Origin of the sequence: Klebsiella sp. KTE92 (assembly GCF_000398905.1) — a bacterium.
GTDB lineage: Bacteria > Pseudomonadota > Gammaproteobacteria > Enterobacterales > Enterobacteriaceae > Klebsiella > Klebsiella variicola.
On record NZ_KB976100.1, the window covers coordinates 785,679 to 807,825 of the forward strand.

General features: G+C 62.4%; 19 protein-coding genes. 4 read left to right on the plus strand and 15 right to left on the minus strand.

Translation table 11 applies throughout. The features are described 5' to 3' along the window. Positions 1-42 precede the first annotated feature (42 nt). Positions 43-2,472: an ATP-dependent helicase HrpB gene (gene hrpB, locus A1WC_RS21300; protein WP_016160309.1), complete on the plus strand. Its 2,430-nt coding sequence runs from the start codon at positions 43-45 to the stop codon at positions 2,470-2,472. A 46-nt stretch (positions 2,473-2,518) separates the two neighbouring features. Here the strand turns inward: hrpB and A1WC_RS21295 are convergent, their stop codons facing one another. From A1WC_RS21295 to A1WC_RS27785, 14 genes are read right to left on the minus strand one after another with little or no spacing between them, the layout of a single operon-like run. Continuing rightward, the gene (locus tag A1WC_RS21295) at positions 2,519-3,319 is read right to left on the minus strand and encodes a prepilin peptidase (RefSeq protein WP_008807384.1); all 801 of its coding nucleotides are present in this window, start codon (positions 3,317-3,319) and stop codon (positions 2,519-2,521) included. Beyond that, on the minus strand, positions 3,316-4,062 hold the full coding sequence (locus tag A1WC_RS21290) for a type II secretion system protein N (RefSeq protein ID WP_016160310.1): 747 nt from the start codon (positions 4,060-4,062) through the stop codon (positions 3,316-3,318). The genes A1WC_RS21295 and A1WC_RS21290 overlap by 4 nt, the downstream gene beginning before the upstream one ends. Continuing rightward, entirely contained in the window at positions 4,052-4,537 is a 486-nt protein-coding gene (locus tag A1WC_RS21285; RefSeq protein ID WP_012968921.1) for a type II secretion system protein M, read from the minus strand. Before A1WC_RS21285 ends, A1WC_RS21290 begins: the two co-directional genes overlap by 11 nt. Further along, positions 4,530-5,726 (minus strand): type II secretion system protein GspL, encoded by a 1,197-nt coding sequence (gspL, locus tag A1WC_RS21280; protein WP_032691130.1) that lies wholly within the window; start codon positions 5,724-5,726, stop codon positions 4,530-4,532. Before gspL ends, A1WC_RS21285 begins: the two co-directional genes overlap by 8 nt. Beyond that, positions 5,719-6,699: a type II secretion system minor pseudopilin GspK gene (gene gspK, locus A1WC_RS21275; RefSeq protein WP_016160312.1), complete on the minus strand. Its 981-nt coding sequence runs from the start codon at positions 6,697-6,699 to the stop codon at positions 5,719-5,721. Before gspK ends, gspL begins: the two co-directional genes overlap by 8 nt. Continuing rightward, on the minus strand, positions 6,696-7,292 hold the full coding sequence (gspJ, locus tag A1WC_RS21270; RefSeq protein WP_008807379.1) for a type II secretion system minor pseudopilin GspJ: 597 nt from the start codon (positions 7,290-7,292) through the stop codon (positions 6,696-6,698). The genes gspK and gspJ overlap by 4 nt, the downstream gene beginning before the upstream one ends. Beyond that, complete coding sequence (gspI, locus tag A1WC_RS21265) at positions 7,289-7,654, minus strand: type II secretion system minor pseudopilin GspI (RefSeq protein ID WP_004894160.1); 366 nt, start codon at positions 7,652-7,654, stop codon at positions 7,289-7,291. The genes gspJ and gspI overlap by 4 nt, the downstream gene beginning before the upstream one ends. Next, positions 7,651-8,166 (minus strand): type II secretion system minor pseudopilin GspH, encoded by a 516-nt coding sequence (gene gspH, locus A1WC_RS21260; protein ID WP_008807378.1) that lies wholly within the window; start codon positions 8,164-8,166, stop codon positions 7,651-7,653. The genes gspI and gspH overlap by 4 nt, the downstream gene beginning before the upstream one ends. Beyond that, positions 8,166-8,588 (minus strand): type II secretion system major pseudopilin GspG, encoded by a 423-nt coding sequence (gene gspG, locus A1WC_RS21255; RefSeq protein WP_002889054.1) that lies wholly within the window; start codon positions 8,586-8,588, stop codon positions 8,166-8,168. Before gspG ends, gspH begins: the two co-directional genes overlap by 1 nt. A 20-nt stretch (positions 8,589-8,608) precedes the next feature. Continuing rightward, a complete protein-coding gene (gene gspF, locus A1WC_RS21250) occupies positions 8,609-9,823 on the minus strand; it encodes a type II secretion system inner membrane protein GspF (RefSeq protein WP_012542823.1) in 1,215 nt (404 codons plus the stop codon). Between the two features lies 1 nt (position 9,824). Next, positions 9,825-11,318, minus strand: a complete 1,494-nt coding sequence (gene gspE, locus A1WC_RS21245; RefSeq protein WP_016160313.1) for a type II secretion system ATPase GspE — start codon at positions 11,316-11,318, stop codon at positions 9,825-9,827. Next, complete coding sequence (pulD, locus tag A1WC_RS21240) at positions 11,315-13,288, minus strand: GspD family T2SS secretin variant PulD (RefSeq protein WP_162493344.1); 1,974 nt, start codon at positions 13,286-13,288, stop codon at positions 11,315-11,317. Before pulD ends, gspE begins: the two co-directional genes overlap by 4 nt. Before the next feature lie 9 nt (positions 13,289-13,297). Continuing rightward, on the minus strand, positions 13,298-14,140 hold the full coding sequence (gspC, locus tag A1WC_RS21235; protein WP_016160314.1) for a type II secretion system protein GspC: 843 nt from the start codon (positions 14,138-14,140) through the stop codon (positions 13,298-13,300). Beyond that, on the minus strand, positions 14,125-14,262 hold the full coding sequence (locus A1WC_RS27785; RefSeq protein ID WP_004219434.1) for a hypothetical protein: 138 nt from the start codon (positions 14,260-14,262) through the stop codon (positions 14,125-14,127). Before A1WC_RS27785 ends, gspC begins: the two co-directional genes overlap by 16 nt. Before the next feature lie 184 nt (positions 14,263-14,446). Between A1WC_RS27785 and pulA the strand changes: the two genes are divergently transcribed. Together pulA and gspB are read left to right on the plus strand one after the other, a co-directional pair. Further along, on the plus strand, positions 14,447-17,755 hold the full coding sequence (gene pulA / locus A1WC_RS21230) for a pullulanase-type alpha-1,6-glucosidase (protein ID WP_016160315.1): 3,309 nt from the start codon (positions 14,447-14,449) through the stop codon (positions 17,753-17,755). Positions 17,756-18,011: 256 nt separating this feature from the next. Further along, positions 18,012-18,569 carry a type II secretion system assembly factor GspB gene (gspB, locus tag A1WC_RS21225; protein WP_016160316.1) on the plus strand — a complete coding sequence of 186 codons (558 nt, stop codon included), beginning with the start codon at positions 18,012-18,014 and terminating at the stop codon, positions 18,567-18,569. A gap of 39 nt (positions 18,570-18,608) precedes the next feature. Here gspB and gspS read toward each other — a convergent pair whose 3' ends face one another. After that, complete coding sequence (gene gspS / locus A1WC_RS21220; protein ID WP_016160317.1) at positions 18,609-18,983, minus strand: type II secretion system pilot lipoprotein GspS; 375 nt, start codon at positions 18,981-18,983, stop codon at positions 18,609-18,611. Between the two features lie 587 nt (positions 18,984-19,570). Here gspS and mrcB point away from each other — a divergent pair. Beyond that, positions 19,571-22,129 (plus strand): bifunctional glycosyl transferase/transpeptidase, encoded by a 2,559-nt coding sequence (gene mrcB, locus A1WC_RS21215; RefSeq protein WP_016160318.1) that lies wholly within the window; start codon positions 19,571-19,573, stop codon positions 22,127-22,129. The last annotated feature ends 18 nt before the right edge of the window (positions 22,130-22,147 follow it).

Consider the following 22,147-nt stretch of genomic DNA (forward strand, 5'->3'; position numbering starts at 1 on the left):
GCTACAATGCGAGCCCCTGAATGTTAACCCCCGGAGCCTTTTGTGTCCTCATTGCCGGTTGCCGCCGTCCTCCCAGAACTGTTATCCGCCCTGCAGCACGCGCCGCAGGTTTTGCTCAACGCGCCGACCGGCGCCGGGAAATCGACCTGGCTGCCGCTGCAGATCCTCGCCGAGGGCAACATCGCGGGACGCATTATCCTGCTGGAGCCGAGGCGCCTGGCGGCGCGTAATGTCGCGCAGCGGCTGGCTGAACTGCTTGGCGAAAAGCCGGGGGAGACCGTGGGTTACCGCATGCGCGCCGAAACCTGCGTCGGGCCGCAGACCCGCCTGGAGGTGGTTACGGAGGGGATCCTGACGCGCATGATCCAGCGCGATCCGGAGCTGGCGGGTGTGGGGCTGGTGATCCTCGATGAGTTTCACGAGCGTAGCCTGCAGGCGGATCTGGCGCTGGCCTTGCTGCTCGACGTCCAGCAGGGATTGCGTGACGATCTCAAGCTGCTGATCATGTCGGCGACCCTCGATAACGATCGCCTGCAGCGTCTGCTGCCTGAGGCGCCAGTGGTGGTCTCGGAGGGGCGCGCTTATCCGGTGGAGCGCCGTTTCAACCCGCTTCCCACGCACCAGCGCTTTGATGAGGCGGTGGCGGTGGCGGCAGCGGAGCTGTTGCGACATGAGCAGGGATCGATGCTGCTGTTTCTGCCCGGCGTCGGTGAGATCCAGCGCGTTCAGGAACAACTGACGGAGCGCGTGGCGGAGGATGTCATCCTCTGCCCGCTGTACGGCGCGCTGCCCCTAAGCGAGCAGCGCAAAGCGATCCTCCCGGCGCCGGCCGGGAAGCGCAAAGTGGTGCTGGCCACCAATATCGCCGAGACCAGTCTGACCATCGAGGGGATCCGCCTGGTGGTCGACAGTGCCCAGGAGCGGGTCGCCCGCTTTGACCCGCGCACCGGCCTGACCCGGCTGGTAACGCAGCGCATCAGCCAGGCATCGATGACGCAGCGTGCCGGACGCGCCGGTCGTCTCTCTCCGGGGATCTGCCTGCATTTGCTCGGCAAAGAACAGGCGGAACGGGCGGCGGCGCAGAGCGAGCCGGAGATCCTGCACAGCGATCTGTCGGCGCTACTGCTGGAGCTGCTGCAGTGGGGCTGCCACGATCCGGCCGCGCTGGCCTGGCTGGATCAGCCGCCCGCGGTGAACCTGGCCGCCGCGCGCCGCCTGCTGGAGGCGCTCTCGGCGCTGGACGGCGAGCGGCTGTCGGCGTTTGGCCGCAAAATGGCGACCCTCGGCAACGAGCCCCGGCTGGCGGCGATGCTGGCCGCCGCGCAGACCGATGACGAGGCGGCGACGGCGGCCAGGCTGGCGGCGATCCTTGAGGAGCCTCCGCGCGGCGGGCTGGTGGATTTGGGCGCCGTCTTTTCCCGTCAGCAGACCAACTGGCAGCAGCGGGCGCAGCAGCTGATGAAGCGTCTGGCCCGCCGCGGCGGCCAGCCCGATGCCGAAGGAATGGCGGAGTTGCTGGCGTCGGCCTTCGCCGATCGCATCGCCCGCCGCCGCGGTCAGGAGGGGCGCTACCAGCTGGCGAACGGCATGGGCGCGATGTTGGACGCCGACGACGCGCTGGGCCGCCATGAGTGGCTGATCGCTCCGCTGCTGCTGCAGGGCAGCGCCTCGCCGGATGCCCGCATGCTGTTGGCTCTGCCAGTGGATATCGGCGAGCTGATCGCCGCCCGTCCCGAGCTGGCGCAGCGTTCCGACACGGTGGAGTGGGATGAAGCGCAGGGGACGCTGAAAGCCTGGCGGCGGACGGTGATAGGCCAGTTGGTGATCAAGACCCAGCCGCTGGCGAAGCCCTCTGAGGCGGAGCTGCATCAGGCGATGCTCAACGGTATTCGTGAGAAAGGCCTCGGTGTGCTCAACTGGACGCCAGAGGCTGAGCAGCTGCGACTGCGGCTGCAGTGTGCGGCGCAGTGGTTGCCGGAAGAGGCGTGGCCCGCGGTGGATGACGCTTCGCTGTTGGCCTCGCTGGAGGCATGGCTGCTGCCGCAGATGAACGGCGTTCACTCGCTGCGGGCGCTGAAGGCACTGGATCTGCGTCAGGCGCTACAGGACTGGCTGCCGTGGCCGCTGCGCCAGAAGCTGGATCGCGAGCTGCCGACGCACTATACCGTGCCGACCGGCAGCCGTCTGGCGATCCGTTACCATGCGGAGAACCCGCCAGCGCTGGCGGTACGTATGCAGGAGATGTTCGGCGAGGCGACGACGCCGGTTATCGCCGAGGGGCGGGTGCCGCTGGTGCTGGAGCTGCTGTCGCCCGCCCAGCGTCCGCTGCAGATCACCCGCGATCTGAGCGCCTTCTGGCAGGGAAGCTACCGCGAGGTGCAAAAAGAGATGAAGGGACGCTACCCGAAACACGTCTGGCCGGACGATCCGGCCAACACCGCCCCGACCCGGCGCAGCAAAAAATATTCGTAGCCGTCTGGCCGGGCGGTATCCTGCCCGGCCAGGCGGGCAGTAACCGCTAGACCATCTGCTGCCAGAGAAAAATGCCCCCTCCGGCCAGCGCCAGCCAGGGGCCGAAGGCCAGCGGCTGCTGCAGCGACTGCCGGGTCCACAGGCGCTGCAGCAGGGTCCACACCAGCCCGCAGGCCGAGGCGAGCAACAGCACCTGCGGCAGAACCTGCCAGCCGCACCAGGCGCCCAGCGCCGCCAGCAGCTTAAAATCGCCATAGCCCAGCGCCTCTTTCCCGGTCAGCAGGCGGAACAGCCAGTAGACCGACCACAGCGCCAGATAACCGGCCATCGCCCCGGCGACCGCGTCCGGCAGGGCAATGTACACCTCGTTAAGATTGAACAGCAGCCCGGCCCACAGCAGGGGCAGCGTCAGACGGTCGGGCAACAGCTGGGTCCGGGCGTCAATCCGCGCCAGCATCAGCAGGAACGAGAGCAGCAGCAGGCCGCCCGCCAGCGGCAGGCCCGGCGCGAGCAGCGCCCCGGCGAGGATAAACAGCAGGCCGGTGGCCAGCTCGGTCAGCGGATAGCTCCACGCGATGGGCGCCTGACAGCAGCGGGCGCGACGGCCCAGCCAGAGGAAACTGAGCAGCGGGATATTGTCCCGCCAGGCGATCGGCTGGCGGCACTGCGGGCAGGAGGAGCCCGGGGTGCTGAGGGTTATCCGCTCGTCGTCCGCGGTCTGGGTCAACATGCGCGGCAGACGATAGATCACCACGTTGTAAAAGCTGCCCAGCGCCAGGCCGAACAGCAGCAGGAAGCCATACCAGACAAGGGGAAAGTGCAGCGATAATGCCGTTAATGTCGTCATTTTTGCTCCTGGGGTAACCATTTTCCCTGAATCTGCCACGGTGTGCGACCCGGCTCGTTTTTAGCGGCGGGGCGCGTCACCAGCAGCGCCAACAGCGGCGGCATTCCCTGCCGGGGCTGTAGCGTACCGCGAAACAGATAGCGGCCATCGGGCGACAGGGTCCCCTGGCCGCTGAGGCTCAGCTGATGAGAATCCTGGCGGAGGGTCAGCGCCACGGCGCCGTCCGCCGTACAGCGGAAGGTGCCATTAACCTGGGCCAGCTCCAGGCTGCCGACCGGGGAGTGCAGTCGGGCCTGACGCCACTGCGCGCCTCCGGCGGTGATTTGTCGGCAGCGCCCCTCGCTGAAGTGCGCTTCGGCCAGGCTGAAAGTGACCTCTCCCTCGGCGCTGACGGGCATGGTCGACATCAGCCAGCGGCTGAGCAGGCTGGCGGGGGCGGTGAGCCACCCCTCCTGCAGGCGCAGATCGCGCAGGCCCCACAGCCGGGCCTGACCCTCCACACCGCGGGGATCGCTGAGAGAGACCTGCCAGCCAGCCAGGGTCAGCGACCACGCCAGTCGTTCAAGCCGTTCGCCATGCCAGTAGACCGGTTGCGCCGCGCCGCGCCAGACGCTGCCGCTGAGGCTGCCCACCTGTACGCCGGGCGGCAGCATCGGGACCAGCAGGCGCGCCGGGGCGGTAGCGGTGAGCCACAACAGATAGAGGACCAGCAGCAGTCCGCCCGCGATCCCTTTAGCTTTCATCGTCGCGCTCCAGCAGCAGATGGTTGACCATAACCCAGCCGGGCCGCGACGGCTGCCCGGTCACGGACAGGGAGACCGCGTTGACGCCACGCATCGCCGGGGCGTCGAGCCACGCCATCAGCGCCTGGAAGGTGCAGGGCTGGAGGGTGACCTGCAGACGTTTTCCCTGCGGCTGCAGGCGGGCGACGGCCAGCCCGTGGCTCGCCGCCTCGCGCATCACCAGGGCGGTGAGCGCCTCTTTTGCCGTCGGCGTGGGCTGCTGGCTGAGCTGCTGCAGGCGCGGGCTCTGCTGCGTCATCCAGCGCAGGCTGGCCTGCTCTTTCATCAGGGTTTGTCGCCACTGCGCCTCACGGGCTCGCCAGGGCTGCCACAATCCGTACCAGAGGGCGCATACCACCAGCAGCCCCGCGAGTCCGAGCAGCAGGCGCTGTTCGGACGGCGTGCGCTGCCGCCACCAGATAAGCAGATTAGCCATTGTTTTCCTCCAGCGTCAGTTGTCCCTCAATGCCATCCGGTTTCGTGGTCATGTCGCCTGGCCGGACGCGAAACCGCGGCTGCGCCCGCTGGGTGAACTGCTCCAGCGCCCGGGAAGAGACCGCGGCGATATCCAGCTGCAGACGGTTGCCCGCGGCATCCCAGCTCAGCGTCCGCAGGCGGATCCCCGGCGTGTCGCTGAGGATGTTTTGCAGCGCGCTGAGGCGATCGACGAGGGGGGCATGCTGCGCCTGACGGGCGAGGGTTTGCAGGTGTTGCTGCATCTGCAGTCGCGGATTAATCACCTTTTTCTCCGTCGGAAACCAGCGGTGATAGAAAGCCCGGCTGGCCTGCTGCGCCGCCTCGGCCTGACGCACCAGATCGAGATGGTCCAGCACGCTGTTTGTCCCCACCAGTAACGCCAGAGCCAGTGCGGCATATTGCGCCGAACGCCTGGTCGCCTGTACAGTCCGCCGCCGACGGACGGCAAACTCCCCCTGCAGCAGACTGAGCTTCTGCGCTGCCGGATAGCGTGCGGCAAGGGTCAGCAATGTCTGCGTAGGTTGCGCCCGCCAGACGCCCGGCGCCGCGGGCGGCGGTGAATAGCTGTCGATGACTGGTTCTTCCGCCTCGCTCTGCAGCAGCTCCGTCAGCCAGACGTTTTCCGCCGCCATGCCGCCCCACGGCTGGTGGCGGATCAGCCACTGCTCGTCCACCTGCACCGCGCTCCACGCTGGCGGATGCCAGGGCAGGGCCAGCACGTCGGGCGTCAACGCCAGGGGCCGAAGGGAGAGCGACTCGCAGCGGGCCAGCCAGTCGCGCATTTTTTGCCGCTGTACGGCGACGATCTCGCACTGCGCCTGCTGGCGGTGGAGCAAGGCAAAATGGGTGGCTTCGACATCGTCGGCCAGCTGCTCTTCCAGCAGGAATGGGGCGACCTGCAGCGGCGGTTTACGCAAGCCCGCCGGCAGGGTGAGCGAGTGAAACGCGCAGTCGCTGGCCGGGATCAGCACCCAGGCGGGGTAGTGCGCCGCCAGCGCCGGGAAAGGGCTGGCGTCCTCAGCCGGCCACCGGCCGCTGGCCTCGTGGTGTGGCTCGCCGGGGGCGAAGAGTTGCCAGTGCAGCGGCGCCAGCCCGGGGGCGAAGCGCACGATCAGCATGGCCTGGGGAGAAGCGTTAAACTTATTCATCGACCACCATAGAAAGTCCATATCGCCGCTGGACGACGGTAAACGTGCGCCCCTCCTGTTGCAGGACGCTGTGCAGCTGAAAGCGAAGATTGCCGGTCACCACGGTAAAGGCGGCGATAAAGCGCGTGCTGTGCACCTTCAGCCAGGGGCGGGCAAGCGTGGTATCGGTTTTCTGCAGCGTCGGCTGCGCGAGAAACGCAGCGACGCTGCTCCACCCGGTTCGCGGGCGGTTGTGCAGCAGTTGTTGCGCCTCCTGCAGCGTCAGCTCGCCGGGAAAGAGGGCCACCAGCAGGGGGGCCTGGGAGGGCCGCAGGGTGTTGACATTGACCTGCAGCGCGTCATCCGGCTGGACGCAGACGAAGGGGAGCAGGCGCTGATAGAGGGCGGCGTCCATACCCGCCAGCAGGCGCAGCTCGCTGACATCCTGCATCGGCTGGTTGGCGGCGAGATAGCCTGGGGTTTGCGCCATATAGACCTCATCCTCTGCTCCGTTCAGCCGCGGCTGGCCGTCGCTGTCCGTCCAGTCGCCAAGGGCAGCGGCGATCTGGCTGGCGCGCAGCGGCGATTCGCCGAGCAGCGCCAACAGCCGGACGAAGACGTCGGTCGGGTAGGGCGTTTCGCCGCTGGTCTCATCCGCGCGGTGGTTGATGGCATTGAGGTTAAAGCAGGCGCGCCCGTCGCGGATCGTGGCGCGGATTTCGCCATTGTCGAGGGTAAAGCGGCGCCCCTCCTGCGCCCAGGTTTGCGCCAGGTTCGTTTGACTGGGCGAGTCCAGCGCGTCGCGTTGCAGGAGCGCGGCGGCCATGTTTTCCGCCGCCAGGGCGTACCATCTGGCCTGCAGATTATCGAGGGTCACGGCGGTATGCTGATACATGACCGCGGTGCGTTCGGTCATGGCGCTGGCGAGGATCATCATCAGGGCAAGGATGAACAGCACCATCAGGAGCGCGATGCCGCGTTGCCGATTTTTCACTGGCTGCCTCCCGGGGTGAGTAAAAACAGGCGGGTTATCTCCCCGCTGTTCGCCAGCGTCAGGGTGATCTCCAGCCCTTGCGGCAGCGTCTGCGAGCGATCCCAGGTCTCCTGCCAGCGTCCGTCGGCGTAGAAGCGCAGACGAAACGCCGTCACCTCGCGCAATACCACCCGAACCGTCGGCTGGCTGCCGGTCAGCGGATCCTGCTGATCGAAGCTCAGTCGCTCAAGCTGTTGCTGGCGCAGACGGTAGCTGACGTTCTGGATCTCCGAACGTGGGAGGATCCCCAGTGGGTTCGGCCAGCCGCTGCGGCTGAAGGCCAGCCCCCAGTCGTCGCTCTGCAACTGGAAACGTCCGGCGAAGAAAAGCGTGTCGCTGTTTCTGGCGCGACGGGGAATGATGTGCGTGACATCGTCGGCGATCTGGCGAAAGGCGCGCTGGAGGGCGGCGATCTGCTGGCTCTTCTCGCGGGTCAGGCCATCGGCGCGGATGACGTTCTGCAGCACCATCACGGCGGCGGCGCTAAGGACGGCGAGGATAGCCAGCGCCAGCAACGTTTCAATCAGGGTGAAACCGCGCATTTTCGTTATCATGGCGGCGTCACCCAGGTGCGCAGGGTCGCCAGCGGCGCGGGATCGCTTTTTTGCCGCCGGACCTCCACGTCCAGCGCCCGCAGCTGCGGCAGCGCGGTTTCCACTCCCTGCCAGCGGACAAACCAGCGCGTTCCGGCGGCTTCCACGGTGGTTTCGGACCAGCTGAGGGCGGGCCAGCGTTTCTCCAGCCGCAGCTGCACCAGCTGATTATCCGCCAGCCAGCTGGCGAGGATTTTCTCTTCCATACGCCCAAGCTGGCGCGTCTGCTGCAGGGTGGACTGCATCACCGCCAGACCGGCGAGGGCGAAAATCACCAGCGCGACCATCACTTCGATAAGCGTCATCCCGGCCTGGCGTTTCATGGCTGCTCCCGCGCCGCCAGCGGCTGGCTGTCACCCTGGGCGTCGATGGTGATGCCCGTCGCGGCGTCAATCCGCAGCTGAAACGGTGTGACTTCGCCGCCTGGGAAGATCAGCACGTCGGGCTGCTCGCCTGGCGTCCACGCCTGGCCGTCGGGAAAGCGCAGCGTCAGCCTGGTCCGGGGGAGGGTTTCCGCCGTGGTGACGCGTCCGGCCTGCAGCGGCAGCCACTGCGCGTTGCCCCAGCGGTCATCAGCCGCCGCCGGAGCGTCTTCGTCGGCAGGCTGCAGGCGCATAAACTGCCAGCGGTCAGGGTGGATGACGATCCCGAAGAGCTGACCGGTTTGCTGCCCGCGCTCGCGGACAAAATCCAGCTGCGCCTGAAAGCGCGCCAGGATCTGCGTAGCCTCCTGGGTGCGGGCGGAGGGAAACGCCAGCAGCACCATGCTGGCGCTGACGCCAATCAGCAGCAGGACCAGCATCATCTCAAGGAGCGTGAAACCGCGCTGAGACACTATTTCTTCCCGAGGGTCCAGTTGCCGATGTCGTCATTGGTGTCAGGCATCCCGTCCGGGCCGACGCTGAAGACGTCGATGGCGCCATGCTGACCCGGGCTTAACAGCTGATACTCATTTCCCCACGGGTCCTGCGGCAGGCGGCGGATATAGCCGCCTTCCGGGTAGTTGCGGGCGTGCGGCTCGGCGGCCGGGGCGGTCACCAGCGCCTGCAGTCCCTGCTCGGTGTTGGGGTAGCGGCTGTTGTCCAGTTTATACATATCCAGCGCCCCCTCGAGCGCCACCAGATCGCTGACGACTTTCTGGCGGTCCGCTTTCTCCTTGTTGCCCATCAGGTTGGGCACCACCAGGCTGGCGAGAATGCCGAGAATGACGATCACCACCATAATTTCCAGTAACGTGAAACCGCGTTGCCGTTGCATAGTTTTCTCCATTAATACAGTTACATACTCATAAGGGTGTTCAGTTGCAGGATCGGCTGCAGGATAGCCAGCACGATAAACAGCACCATGCCGGCCATGGTGACCACCAGCAGGGGTTCAAACAGACTGAGGGCCATCTGGATCTGCGCGCTCAACTCCCGGTCCTGGTTCTCCGCCGCGCGCTCCAGCATCGCGGTCAACTCGCCGCTCTGCTCGCCGCTGGCGATCATGTAGCGCATCATCGGCGGGAACAGGGCGGTGGATTCCAGCGCCCGATGCAGACTGACGCCTTCGCGTACCGATTCGCTGGCCGCCGCCAGCTGGCTGCGCGCCCAGGCGTTGCTGAGGACGCCGGCGCTGATGCGCATCGACAGCAGCAGCGGCACCGCGCTGGCATTGAGAATGCTTAAGGTGCGGGCGTAGCGTGCGCTGTTCACGCTGCGCGCCACGCGGCCGATGACCGGCAGGCGCAGCAGCATCCGGTCCCAGGCGAGCCGCCGGCCGGGCTGGCGCAGCAGATAACGCAGCGTCAGCAGCGCCAGTAGCGACAGCAGCACCAGCCAGGGCCCCGCGCTGCGCACGATATCGCTCAGGCTCATCAGCAGCCGGGTGGAGAACGGCAGGGCCTGTTTCAGATGAACAAACTGCTCAACGACTTTTGGGACCACAGTGGAGAGCAGAATGGCGATCACGCTGATGGCGACCAGCGTTAGCACGATGGGATAGATCATTGCCTGCTGCAGGCGGGCGCGAAGCTGCTGGCGCTGCTCGGTATAGTCCGCCAGCCGGTTCAGCACGCCGTCGAGATGGCCGGAGGTTTCGCCAGCCGCCACCATGGCGCAGAACAGTCCATCGAAGCAGGCGGGATAGCCGCGCATCGCCTCCGCCAGCGAATGGCCTTCGAGTACTTTGCTGCGCACCCCGGCCATTAACGTTCTTAGCGGCGCCTTTTCGCACTGCTGGGCGACGGCATCGAGCGCTTTTTCCAGCGGGATCCCGGCGGCAACCAGGGTGGCCAGCTGGCGGGTGAGCAGGGCTAAATCACCGGCGCTGGTGCGCCGGGTGAGGGATCCGCCGCGCCACAGCCGGCGCGCCGGGTCGGCGGCGGTCACTTCCAGCGCCAGCCAGCCGTTGTCCCGCAGCAGCTGGCGGGCGTGGCGGGCGGAGTCGGCCTGCTGAACGCCGCGGCGGGTTTTGCCCTGCGGGTCCAGTGCCTGATAGCGAAACAGGGCCATCTCAGACGCTTTCCGTCGTTTGCTGTTCGGTGACCCGCATCACCTCTTCCCAGCTGGTGATCCCCGCCAGCGCTTTGTCGCGTCCGGCATGGCGCAGGGTTTGCCAGGCTGGCCCCAGCTGCTGGATCAGGGTGATCTCATTCTCGCCGCGGTGGATGGCGGCGCGGATGCGGTCGTCAACCAGCAGCAGTTCATGAATACCGGTGCGTCCGCGATAGCCGATGAAATTACACTCCGGACAGCCTTTGGGCTGCCACAGCCGCGCGCCGACCGGGACCGCCATCTGCCGGGCGGTGTCGGCATCCGCCTGCGTGGGCTGACGGCAGTGCGGGCAAAGTTGGCGCACCAGCCGCTGCGACATCACCGCCAGCAGCGACGTGGAGAGTAAAAAAGGCTCCACGCCCATATCCTGCAGACGGGAAATGGCGCCCAGCGCGCTGTTGGTGTGCAGGGTCGACAGCACCAGGTGTCCGGTCAGCGAGGCCTGGACGGCGATCTGGGCGGTTTCGCCATCGCGGATTTCCCCCACCAGTACCACATCCGGATCCTGGCGCAGTATGGCGCGCAGGCCGCGGGCGAAAGTCATATCGACTTTGGCGTTGACCTGAGTCTGGCCGATGCCCTCCAGCTCATACTCCACCGGATCTTCAATGGTCATGATATTGCGTTCGTGGGCGTCGAGGCGGCTGAGGGCGGCATACAGGGTAGTGCTTTTCCCCGACCCGGTCGGCCCGGTGACCAGAATAATGCCGTGTGGCCGGGCGATCAGCGCGTCGACCCGATCGAGCAGAGCGGGGGGCATGCCCAGCGTCAGCAGATCCAGGTTGACGCTGTTTTTGTCCAGCAGGCGCAGGACGACGCGTTCGCCGTGGCTGGAGGGCAGGGTGGAGACGCGCACGTCGATCGCCCGCCCGCCGATGCGCAGCGCCATCCGCCCATCCTGAGGGATCCGTTTTTCAGCAATATCCAGGCTGGCCATCACCTTGATACGCGAAATTAACAGCGCGGCCAGCCGCCGCTGCGGGCGCAGAATTTCGCGCAGCACGCCGTCGACGCGAAAGCGGATCTGCAGATGGCGCTCATAGGTTTCGATATGAATATCCGAGGCTTTCTCTTTGATGGCCTCGGTGAGCATGGCGTTGATCAGGCGGATGATCGGCGCGTCGTCCTCGCTGTCGAGCAGATCGTCGCTGTCCGGTAGCTCTTCGGCGAGGGTATAGAGGTCGAGCTCATTGCCGATATCGGCCATCATGCGGTGCGCTTCCGCCGAGTCGCGCTGATAGCTGAGCACCAGAACTTTCTCGAACGCGTCCGGCGCCAGACGGCTGACGCTCATCGGTCCGTCCGCCAGGCGACGCGCTTCCAGCAGCGCCCGGGCGGCGGTATCGGAGCGGCACAGCGCTTCGCAGCGTTCGCCGTCGCTGAGCAGCACAAGATGATGCGCGCGGGCCCAGGCAAAGGGCAGCAGCGGACGGCGTTCGGCGGCTGGCGTCATGGGCGGCCTCCGAGGTTAAAGGCGTCAATGGCGGCGCTGACCTGGCGGAAGGCCTGGGTCTCCTGCTTTGGATAGATGTGCAGCAGGTCATTACTGAGTGTCGCTTCGCTGCTGTCTTTGCCCCGCTGTTTGGTTTGCGCATTGTCGAATGCGGTGTACTGGCCGGAAGAGGCCTGACGGTACTCATCACGATCGCGAATGATGGTCGGACGGATAAACAGCATCAGGTTGCGTTTCGACACTTTCTTGCTCTCGGAGCGGAACAGGGCGCCGATCACCGGGATGTCGCCGAGCAGCGGCACTTTGTCGGCGGTATCGGTGACGCTTTTATCCAGCAGCCCGCCAACCACCACCGTTTCACCGCTGCCGACCAGCACGGCGTTATTCACCGTCCGGGTATTGAAGGTCGCGCCGAGATCGCTACTGGTGCTGGAGGCCGAGTCGGCGACGCTCGATACCTCCTGCTCAATCTCCAGCAGCACGGCATCGCCTTCGTTAATCTGCGGTTTCACCTTCAGCTTAATGCCGACGGTTTTGCGCTCGACGGTATTAAAGATGTTGTCGCCGGAGGTGGTTTGCGAGCCGGTTAATACCGGAACTTCCTGGCCGACGTTAAAGGTGGCTTGCATGTTGTCGAGGGTCACTATGCTGGGGGTGGCCAGAATATCGTTCTTGGTACTGCTGGAGAGGGCGGTGAGCAGCATCGCCCAGTTCCCCTGATAGAAGCCGGCGGCGATACCGTTAAACGAGCCCAGAGCGCTGGCCAGCGAGCTGCTGACGGTACCGTCTTTGTTGTATTGGTTGGCGCCAGCGATAACCGTGGAGATCGGCAGCCCGCTGTTGGTGAACTGGGTCATGCCGGCATTTTTATTGGCCCACTGGATACCGAGGTTGAGGCCGTCGGCATCCTGCACTTCGGCGATAATCGCCTCCACCAGCACCTGCGGGCGGCGGATATCGAGCTGGGCGATCACTCGCTCAAGATCGTTCATCACGTCCGGCGCCGCGGTGACGATCAGGGCGTTGGTCTGGCCGTGGGCTTTGATAATGATATTTTTGTCGATCGCGGCCACCGGTTTGGCGCTTTGCTTATCGTTCTGCAGTGAGCTGCTGATCCCGGTGAGGACCTCCACCAGATCGGCGGCTTTGGCGTACTTCAGGTAGATCACTTTGGTGTTGCCCTGCACCGCCTGCTGGCGGTCGAGCTGTTTGATCATGGCGATAATGCGCTGGCGCGAGTTCGGCTCGCCGCTGACCAGTACCGCGTTGGTGCGCTCATCGGCCACCACGTTCGCCACCATCGAGCCCGGCAGCGCCGACTTACTGCTGTCTTTATTGAGCTCGGTAACCAGTTTGACCACCTCCGCGGCGGAGGCCCAGGAGAGGGGAACGGTCACCACGCTGCGATCCCCGGCGTTGTCGACGCGCTCGACAATGGTCAGCAGGCGTTTGATGACCGCTGCGCGGCCGGTCATCAGCAATACGTTGGAGGGCTCATAATGGACCACGCTGCCGGCGCCGGCGTTATCGTTCAGCTGGCGAAGCAGCGGGGCGAGATCGCGTGCGGCGACGTTGGTCAGGGGCACCACCCGGGTGACCACTTCATCGCCTTCGCCCGGTGCTGCCTCGCTGGCGACCGGGACGGCCGAGGTTTTCGCATCTTTAGCCCGCACCACCTTCAGTACGCCGTTATTCATATTGATCACGGCGAAGCCATACACATCCAGCACGCTAAGGAAGAATTGATAATATTGCTCTTCATTGAGCATATCGTAACTGCGTACGGTAATGGTGCCGCGCACGCTGGGATCGATAATCACCGTTTTATTCAGGTTTTTGCTGACGGTATTGATAAATTCCTGGATATCGGTGCCTTTAAAGCTGGCGGAAAATTCTTCTGCGATGGCCGGACGAAATAGCAGCGGCGTTAATATCAGCAGCACAGTCAGCATTTTCCGCAGTCGTTTTATGGTTGGCAATTATTCATCCCCCAGCGCGAAAGCGATATCGTGTCGTTGACCTTCTCGCTCAACGGTCAGCGTTATTTCGGTCTGTTCATTCAGGTGTTGCAGCGCCTGCTGTGCTTGCGCCTGATCGCGTAAATCAATGCCATTTAGGGCAATGGCTAAATCATTTTCCTGCAGGCCGGACTGACGAAATAGCGAGGCGTCTTTGCCTGGATTAAGGCGATAGCCCTGCAGTTTGTCGCCACTGAGCACCGGCGAAATAGATAAATAAGTGAGGATATTTTGCGGCTGTTCGCGGAGTTGCTTCACAAGAGGCGGAGTGGCCGCTGTAGCGGGCGATGACGACGGCGCGCGGGTATCGTTAAATAACAAAATAGCCTCTTTGCGTCCCTGATAGTTAACGATGATCCGGTCGGGAAGAATGGCGACGATCCGCGCATCATACCCCGGGATAGTATCGCCGGCGCTAAGGCTAACCTGCTGATTTCCTTTTTCTATAATGGCGATGGATCGTGCCGGGTTACTGCTGGCGAGCAGACCCGTAAGGCGTAGTTTCAGGCTGGAAACCGGCACCTGATTGAGGTGGGTTGCATCCGTTGGCGCGGGGTTGTTTTTTGCCGCCAGACCAAACAGGGTAAATACGGGCCGTTCGGTTTTTAATTCCGACTCCGCCATTGGAGAAGCGGTTAATGGCAGGGCGGAAATATCCTCAGGACTCACAGGGAATACCACGCGCCAGGTTAATTTCGCCAGCTGGGGGATAGCGGTTATTAATATGATGAGCGTCACAATTTGTGGTAATAATTTAATTATCCCTTTATTTATATTTGTTAACCCCATCACAGAAACTGGCATTTTAATTCCTTTGCTAATTTATTTTTCTGCACGTTGGCGTAATACCCTACCGAAACAGGTAGGTGATTATTGGCTTTTGAATTATTTATTGCCGGAGAGTGGCGATAAGCGTGGCGAATCATAATCAGTTTGCGGTTTCGGGTCGTCATTCCCTTTATTGATTTACTCCCCCGGCTTCCTACGCCCCCCTCTCATTTGTGGGGGATGATTGCGCCCCAGAAAGCAAAAATATCTAATTAGCGCGCTGTAAAGATATTCATCCTTTCTTACCTTTTATAATTTAATAAGCATATTAGGGACTATCGAATGCTCAGATATACCTGTCATGCCCTATTTCTTGGATCGTTAGTATTATTGAGTGGCTGTGATAACAGCTCTTCCTCTTCACCCTCTGGCTCACCGGGTTCACCAGGCAATCCTGGCAACCCAGGCACGCCCGGTACGCCCGACCCGCAGGATGTGGTCGTCCGCTTACCGGACGTTGCCGTCCCTGGCGAAGCGGCGCAGGCTTCCGCCAACCAGGCTGTCATTCACCTTGTCGATATCGCCGGCATCACCAGCAGCACGCCGGCCGACTATGCGACTAAAAACCTCTATCTATGGAATAACGAAACCTGTGATGCGCTGAGCGCGCCGGTGGCGGACTGGAATGATGTCAGCACTACGCCGACCGGCAGCGACAAATATGGCCCTTACTGGGTGATCCCGCTGACTAAAGAGAGCGGATGTATCAACGTTATCGTCCGCGATGGCACCAATAAGCTTATCGACAGCGACCTGCGCGTCTCTTTTGGCGATTTCACCGATCGCACGGTATCGGTCATCGCTGGCAACAGCGCGGTCTATGACTCCCGCGCCGACGCCTTCCGCGCCGCCTTTGGCGTGGCGCTGGCCGATGCGCACTGGGTCGATAAAACCACCCTGCTGTGGCCGGGCGGCGAAAATAAACCCATTGTGCGCCTCTATTACAGCCACAGCAGTAAGGTGGCCGCCGACAGTAACGGCGAATTTACCGATAAATATGTCAAGCTGACCCCCACCACCGTCAGTCAGCAGGTGAGCATGCGCTTCCCGCATCTCGCCAGCTATCCTGCCTTTAAGCTGCCGGATGATGTCAACGTCGATGAATTGCTGCAGGGCGAGACGGTGGCGATATCCGCCGAAAGCGACGGGATCCTGAGCTCCGCCACCCAGGTGCAGACCGCCGGCGTGCTGGACGATACCTATGCCGCTGCCGCCGAGGCGCTGAGCTATGGCGCCCAGCTAACTGATAGCGGCGTGACCTTCCGCGTCTGGGCGCCCACGGCGCAGCAGGTTGAGCTGGTGGTCTACAGCGCCGACAAGAAGGTGGTGGCCAGCCATCCGATGACCCGCGACAGCGCCTCCGGCGCCTGGTCCTGGCAGGGCGGGAGCGACCTGAAGGGCGCGTTCTACCGCTACGCGATGACCGTCTACCACCCGCAGTCGCGTAAAGTCGAGCAGTACGAAGTGACCGATCCCTACGCCCATAGTTTGTCGACCAACTCGGAGTACAGCCAGGTGGTCGATCTCAACGACAGCGCGCTGAAGCCGGAAGGCTGGGACGGGCTGACGATGCCGCACGCGCAGAAAACCAAAGCCGACCTGGCGAAAATGACGATCCACGAGTCGCATATTCGCGATCTCTCTGCCTGGGATCAAACCGTTCCCGCCGAACTGCGCGGTAAGTATCTGGCGCTCACCGCCCAGGAGAGCAATATGGTCCAGCATCTGAAACAGCTGTCGGCCTCGGGGGTGACCCATATTGAGCTGCTGCCGGTCTTCGATCTGGCGACGGTCAATGAGTTCAGCGACAAAGTCGCCGATATTCAGCAGCCGTTCAGTCGCCTGTGCGAGATCAACAGCGCGGTGAAGAGCAGCGAGTTCGCGGGCTATTGCGACAGCGGTTCGACGGTCGAAGAGGTGCTGACCCAGCTGAAGCAGAACGACAGCAAGGATAACCCGCAGGTGCAGGCGTTGAATACGCTGGTGGCGCAGACCGACTCCTATAACTGGGGCTACGATCCGTTCCACTACACGGTGCCGGAAGGATCCTACGCCACCGATCCGGAAGGCACGGCGCGCATTAAAGAGTTCCGCACCATGATTCAGGCGATCAAGCAGGATCTGGGAATGAACGTCATTATGGACGTGGTGTACAACCACACCAACGCCGCCGGCCCGACCGACCGCACCTCGGTGCTGGATAAGATCGTCCCCTGGTACTATCAGCGCCTGAATGAAACCACCGGCAGCGTGGAATCGGCCACCTGTTGCTCCGACTCGGCGCCAGAGCACCGGATGTTCGCCAAGCTTATCGCCGATTCACTGGCGGTATGGACCACCGATTATAAGATCGATGGCTTCCGCTTCGACCTGATGGGCTATCATCCGAAAGCGCAGATCCTCTCGGCCTGGGAGCGCATTAAAGCGCTGAACCCGGACATTTATTTCTTTGGTGAAGGTTGGGATTCCAACCAGAGCGATCGCTTTGAAATTGCCTCGCAAATCAATCTGAAAGGCACCGGGATCGGCACGTTCTCCGATCGTCTGCGCGACGCCGTGCGCGGTGGCGGGCCGTTCGATTCCGGCGATGCATTGCGCCAGAATCAGGGGGTGGGCAGCGGCGCCGGCGTTCAGCCAAATGAGCTGACCAGCATGACCGACGATCAGGCGCGCCACCTCGCCGATCTGACCCGTCTGGGCATGGCCGGTAACCTCGCGGACTTCGTGCTGATCGACAAAGACGGCGCGGTGAAGAAAGGCAGCGAGATTGACTATAACGGCGCGCCTGGCGGCTATGCGGCTGACCCGACGGAAGTCGTGAATTATGTGTCAAAACACGACAACCAAACGCTGTGGGACATGATCAGCTATAAAGCTGCTCAGGAGGCGGATCTCGATACCCGCGTCCGGATGCAGGCGGTGTCGCTGGCGACGGTGATGCTCGGCCAGGGGATCGCCTTTGACCAGCAGGGCTCAGAGCTGCTGCGCTCTAAATCTTTTACCCGCGATTCGTATGATTCCGGTGACTGGTTTAACCGCGTGGATTACTCCCTGCAGGACAACAACTACAACGTGGGTATGCCGCGCAGCAGCGATGATGGCAGCAACTATGACATTATCGCCCGGGTGAAAGACGCGGTGGCTACTCCGGGTGAAACGGAGCTCAAGCAGATGACCGCGTTTTATCAGGAGCTGACCGCGCTGCGTAAATCGTCTCCGCTGTTTACCCTCGGTGACGGCGCGACGGTGATGAAGCGCGTGGACTTCCGCAACACCGGCGCCGATCAGCAGACGGGTCTGCTGGTGATGACCATCGATGATGGGATGCAGGCTGGCGCCAGTCTGGACAGCCGTGTCGACGGCATCGTGGTGGCGATCAACGCCGCACCGGAAAGCCGGACGCTGCAGGACTTCGCCGGCACATCGCTGCAGCTGAGCGCCATCCAGCAGGCGGCAGGCGACCGTTCGCTGGCGAGCGGCGTGCAAGTTGCCGCTGACGGCTCGGTCACGCTGCCGGCCTGGTCGGTAGCGGTTCTCGAGCTGCCACAGGGGGAATCGCAGGGCGCTGGCCTGCCGGTGAGCAGTAAATAACATAACGTGGGGCGCCCGTAAGGGCGCCTCTGGCTGATGACAAACCTGTTTCGTTATTGTGCTCGCCTTTCTGCCGGGTGGCGGCTTACGCCTTACCCGGCCTACGAAAGACTGCAATATCAAACAGTTATGCGGTTATCTGTCGGCCCGCACTAGCGTAGCGCCGCCGGGCAATCTCTGAAGAATGCACTTTGTCAGCAGTCTGGGGCGCCCGTAAGGGCGCCTTCTCTGCACCGTGAGGGAACAGGAGACGGTTGTGATTGTTCGTGATGATAGTGAAAGAGGCATCCCGCCTCTGGTGGCGCATCAGCCGCCGTCCGCGCAGGCAGACGCGCCGGTGAGCCGTGGCCGGATGGTGCAGGTCCCCGGCTGGATTATCCCGCTGTACGCCGGATTATTTATCGCGCTCGGCTGGTTTGGCGGCGAGCAGTGGCGCCATCCGTCACCGCCGCAAACGCTGCCTCTGCCGGTGGCTCATGCGGCGCTTTTGCCGTTAACCGCTGCCGGGGAGACCGCGCCAAAAAACCCGCCGTCGGCGGTAAAACCCAGCGCGCCTGCGGCGCCGGTAGTGGACAGCGATACGCTGCCGCCCCTGCGCTACAGCGCCCATGTCTATGCCTCGCTACCGGAAAAGCGCAGCATTGTGTTAAACGGCAAAGCGTGGTCGGAGGGTGATTCCCCGCTGCCCAATCTGGTGGTGGAGCAGATCCAGCAGGATGTGACGATCTTTAGCTTCAACGGCACAACATTTACCCTGGCGGCGCTGGATGACTGGCCAGGCGGGAAAATTGACGAGGAGCCGAAAGGGGAATAAGGGCTACGCGCAATAAAATGCGCGTTGAGAATATTTTGTTTAGTCGCTGCGCAAGCTGGCAATAAAGGGAGCGAGCTGGCGATTAAATTGACTACACTGTGTGGCTTCCGGAGTGCTGTCCTGCAAAAGTTGTTGATAAAGCCGGTCGCTATTTTGGCTTAACGTCGCCACGTCAATATATCCCCACCCGCGCGCTTTGCCGACATTCACCGCTGCCCGATATATCGTTTCATCGGCGGGCAGATCGCTACGATTACATTTATTCTTGAGATAGCGCGTCCCGGCTGCTACCGACGAGAGCTGCTCCAGCTGCGCCTGGCTGCTGATGGCCGGGCTGAGCGTTGAGGCGGGTTTCTGTTGGCAGCCAGAGAGCACGGCGACCACGCAAAGCGAAAATATAAGCGGAATGCGCATAGTAAAGTAATCAAAATAATGAATCACTGGCCGCTAGTTTAACAAAGATTTTCCTGGTGTCATCATAAAATATTATTCTGCATAAATGTTAACAGGCTCTCATTTTTATTGGCAGAAACTCGATTAATTCCCTTTACTTCTCTCAATAATAAATGTTGTCGTTCGGGAAATATATTTTCGGTGTGAGGCGATGCCGCCGCATTTGGCATCAGGGCGAGCGTCATTTTTTATGTTATTAAAAAACATACTCTTTCCCATCTTGTTACGTGCGCAGGCGGTAAAATGCTGGTTAAGAATGTCGCATTTTAGTGCTATCCTGTATGCCCTGAACATTACGTGCTATGTTCTGACCATTTCTGCTGATGATGCGTTTAACATAATGATTTTATGGTGAATTTTTATTGTTAATATCATGTAAAACGAAGCAAACCAACCTCATGAAAGGCTGGCGGCATGTCCTGCCTGCCAGCAGGTTGTCGTCCGAAGGATAAGCAGCCTGGACGTTAATTTGAGAGATTTCTTCTTCCTCTGTGCAGGGGAAGTATTGAGAATCAGGCCCTTGCGCCTGAACGTTGCGGAGAAAAAGCATGGCGGGAGATGACCGCGAGCCTATCGGACGTAAGGGGAGACCCTCACGTCCGACAAAACAAAAAGTTACCCGTCGCCGGGTCCGGGAAGAGGACTACGACGACGAGTATGATGACGATGATTATGAGGATGAGAAACCGGTGCCGAGAAAAGGAAAAGGCAACGGTGGCAAACCTCGTCGTAAGCGCCGCTGGCTGTGGCTGCTGGTCAAGCTGGGGATTGTCTTCGCGGTGCTGATTGCCGCCTATGGCGTCTACCTCGATCAGAAAATCCGCAGCCGCATTGACGGTAAAGTCTGGGAGCTGCCGGCCGCGGTTTATGGCCGGATGGTGAATCTTGAGCCGGATATGCAGATCAGCAAAAACGAGATGGTGCGTCTGCTGAACGCCACCCAGTATCGTCAGGTCAGCGCGATGACGCGCCCGGGCGAATACACCGTGCAGGCCAACAGCATCGAGATGATCCGTCGTCCGTTCGATTTCCCGGACAGTAAAGAAGGGCAGGTGCGCGCGCGTCTGACCTTCGATGGCGACCATCTGGAGACCATCGAGAATATGGATAATAACCGCCAGTTCGGTTTCTTCCGTCTCGATCCGCGTCTTATTACCATGCTGCAGTCGCCGAACGGTGAGCAGCGCCTGTTCGTGAAGCGCAGTGGCTTCCCGGATCTGCTGGTGGATACGCTGCTGGCGACCGAAGACCGCCACTTCTACGAGCACGATGGTATCAGCCTGTATTCCATCGGCCGCGCGGTGCTGGCGAACCTGACGGCAGGTCGTACGGTGCAGGGGGCGAGTACCCTGACCCAGCAGCTGGTGAAAAACCTGTTCCTCTCCAGCGAGCGCTCCTACTGGCGTAAAGCCAACGAAGCGTATATGGCGCTGATCGTCGATGCCCGCTACAGCAAGGATCGCATCCTTGAGCTGTATATGAACGAGGTGTACCTCGGCCAGAGCGGCGATAATGAAATTCGCGGCTTCCCGCTGGCCAGCCTGTACTACTTTGGCCGTCCGGTGGAAGAGCTGAGCCTCGATCAGCAGGCGCTGCTGGTGGGGATGGTGAAAGGGGCGTCGGTGTATAACCCGTGGCGCAACCCGAAACTGGCCCTTGAGCGACGCAATCTGGTGCTGCGTCTGCTGCAGCAGCAGCAGGTTATCGACCAGGAGCTGTACGATATGCTGAGCGCGCGTCCGCTGGGCGTGCAGCCGCGCGGCGGGGTGATTTCACCTCAGCCGGCCTTTATGCAGATGGTTCGTCAGGAGCTGCAGGCGAAGCTGGGCGATAAAGTGAAAGATCTCTCCGGCGTGAAGATCTTCACCACCTTCGACTCGGTGGCGCAGGATGCGGCGGAAAAAGCGGCTACTGAAGGGATCCCGGTACTGAAGAAACAGCGCAAGCTGGCAGATCTGGAAACCGCCATGGTGGTGGTGGACCGCTTTACCGGTGAAGTGCGGGCGATGGTCGGCGGCGCGGAGCCGCAGTTCGCCGGCTACAACCGCGCGATGCAGGCCCGCCGGTCGATTGGTTCTCTGGCCAAGCCGGCGACCTATCTGACCGCGCTGAGCCAGCCCAATCAGTATCGCCTGAACACCTGGATCGCCGATGCGCCGGTGACCATTCGCCTGTCCAACGGCCAGACGTGGTCCCCGCAGAACGACGATCGTCGCTTCAGCGGCCAGGTGATGCTGGTGGATGCCTTGACCCGCTCGATGAACGTCCCGACGGTTAACCTCGGGATGGCGCTGGGCTTGCCGGCGGTCGTCGATACCTGGACTAAACTGGGGGCGCCGAAGAATCAGCTCAACGCGGTGCCGGCGATGCTGCTGGGTGCGCTGAACCTGACGCCGATTGAAGTGGCGCAGGCCTTCCAGACGATTGCCAGCGGCGGCAACCGTGCGCCGCTGTCCGCCCTGCGGTCAGTGATTGCGGAAGATGGCACGGTGCTCTACCAGAGCTACCCGCAGGCGGAACGCGCCGTGCCTGCCCAGGCGGCCTACATGACGCTGTGGACCATGCAGCAGGTGGTGCAGCGCGGCACGGGGCGTCAGCTGGGCGCGAAGTATCCGGGCCTGCATCTGGCGGGAAAAACCGGGACCACCAACAATAACGTCGATACCTGGTTCGCCGGCATCGACGGTAGCCAGGTGACCATCACCTGGGTGGGCCGCGACAACAACCAGCCGACCAAACTGTACGGCGCCAGCGGCGCGATGTCGATTTACCAGCGCTATCTGGCGAACCAGACGCCGACGCCGCTGGCGTTGACGGCGCCGGAAGACGTGGTCGACATGGGCGTGGACAGCAACGGCAACCTCGTCTGCAGCGGTGGCGTCCGTTCGCTGCCGGTCTGGACGACGCAGCCGGATGCGCTGTGCCGCCAGGGCGAGATGATGCAGCAGCAGCAGTTGCAGCAGCAGGAAGCGAACAACCCGTTTAATCAGTCCGGGCAACAGCAGCCGCAGCAGCAACAGCAGCAGCAACAGCAGCAACAGCCGAAGCAGCAGGAGAAGAGCGACGGCGTCGCGGGCTGGATCAAGGATATGTTCGGCAGTAACTGATTTTGGCCGCACAACCCG

Bases quoted from the DNA above. Each gene is read 5' to 3' on its own strand.
- gspC (WP_016160314.1), bottom strand. From the start codon at position 14,140: ATGCCAGTTTCTGTGATGGGGTTAACAAATATAAATAAAGGGATAATT.
- mrcB (WP_016160318.1), top strand. From the start codon at position 19,571: ATGGCGGGAGATGACCGCGAGCCTATCGGACGTAAGGGGAGACCCTCA.
- A1WC_RS27785 (WP_004219434.1), bottom strand. From the start codon at position 14,262: ATGATTCGCCACGCTTATCGCCACTCTCCGGCAATAAATAATTCAAAA.
- A1WC_RS21295 (WP_008807384.1), bottom strand. From the start codon at position 3,319: ATGACGACATTAACGGCATTATCGCTGCACTTTCCCCTTGTCTGGTAT.
- gspS (WP_016160317.1), bottom strand. From the start codon at position 18,983: ATGCGCATTCCGCTTATATTTTCGCTTTGCGTGGTCGCCGTGCTCTCT.
- gspI (WP_004894160.1), bottom strand. From the start codon at position 7,654: ATGAAACGCCAGGCCGGGATGACGCTTATCGAAGTGATGGTCGCGCTG.
- A1WC_RS21285 (WP_012968921.1), bottom strand. From the start codon at position 4,537: ATGGCTAATCTGCTTATCTGGTGGCGGCAGCGCACGCCGTCCGAACAG.
- gspF (WP_012542823.1), bottom strand. From the start codon at position 9,823: ATGGCCCTGTTTCGCTATCAGGCACTGGACCCGCAGGGCAAAACCCGC.
- gspG (WP_002889054.1), bottom strand. From the start codon at position 8,588: ATGCAACGGCAACGCGGTTTCACGTTACTGGAAATTATGGTGGTGATC.
- gspL (WP_032691130.1), bottom strand. From the start codon at position 5,726: ATGAATAAGTTTAACGCTTCTCCCCAGGCCATGCTGATCGTGCGCTTC.
- pulA (WP_016160315.1), top strand. From the start codon at position 14,447: ATGCTCAGATATACCTGTCATGCCCTATTTCTTGGATCGTTAGTATTA.
- gspJ (WP_008807379.1), bottom strand. From the start codon at position 7,292: ATGATAACGAAAATGCGCGGTTTCACCCTGATTGAAACGTTGCTGGCG.
- gspE (WP_016160313.1), bottom strand. From the start codon at position 11,318: ATGACGCCAGCCGCCGAACGCCGTCCGCTGCTGCCCTTTGCCTGGGCC.
- A1WC_RS21290 (WP_016160310.1), bottom strand. From the start codon at position 4,062: ATGAAAGCTAAAGGGATCGCGGGCGGACTGCTGCTGGTCCTCTATCTG.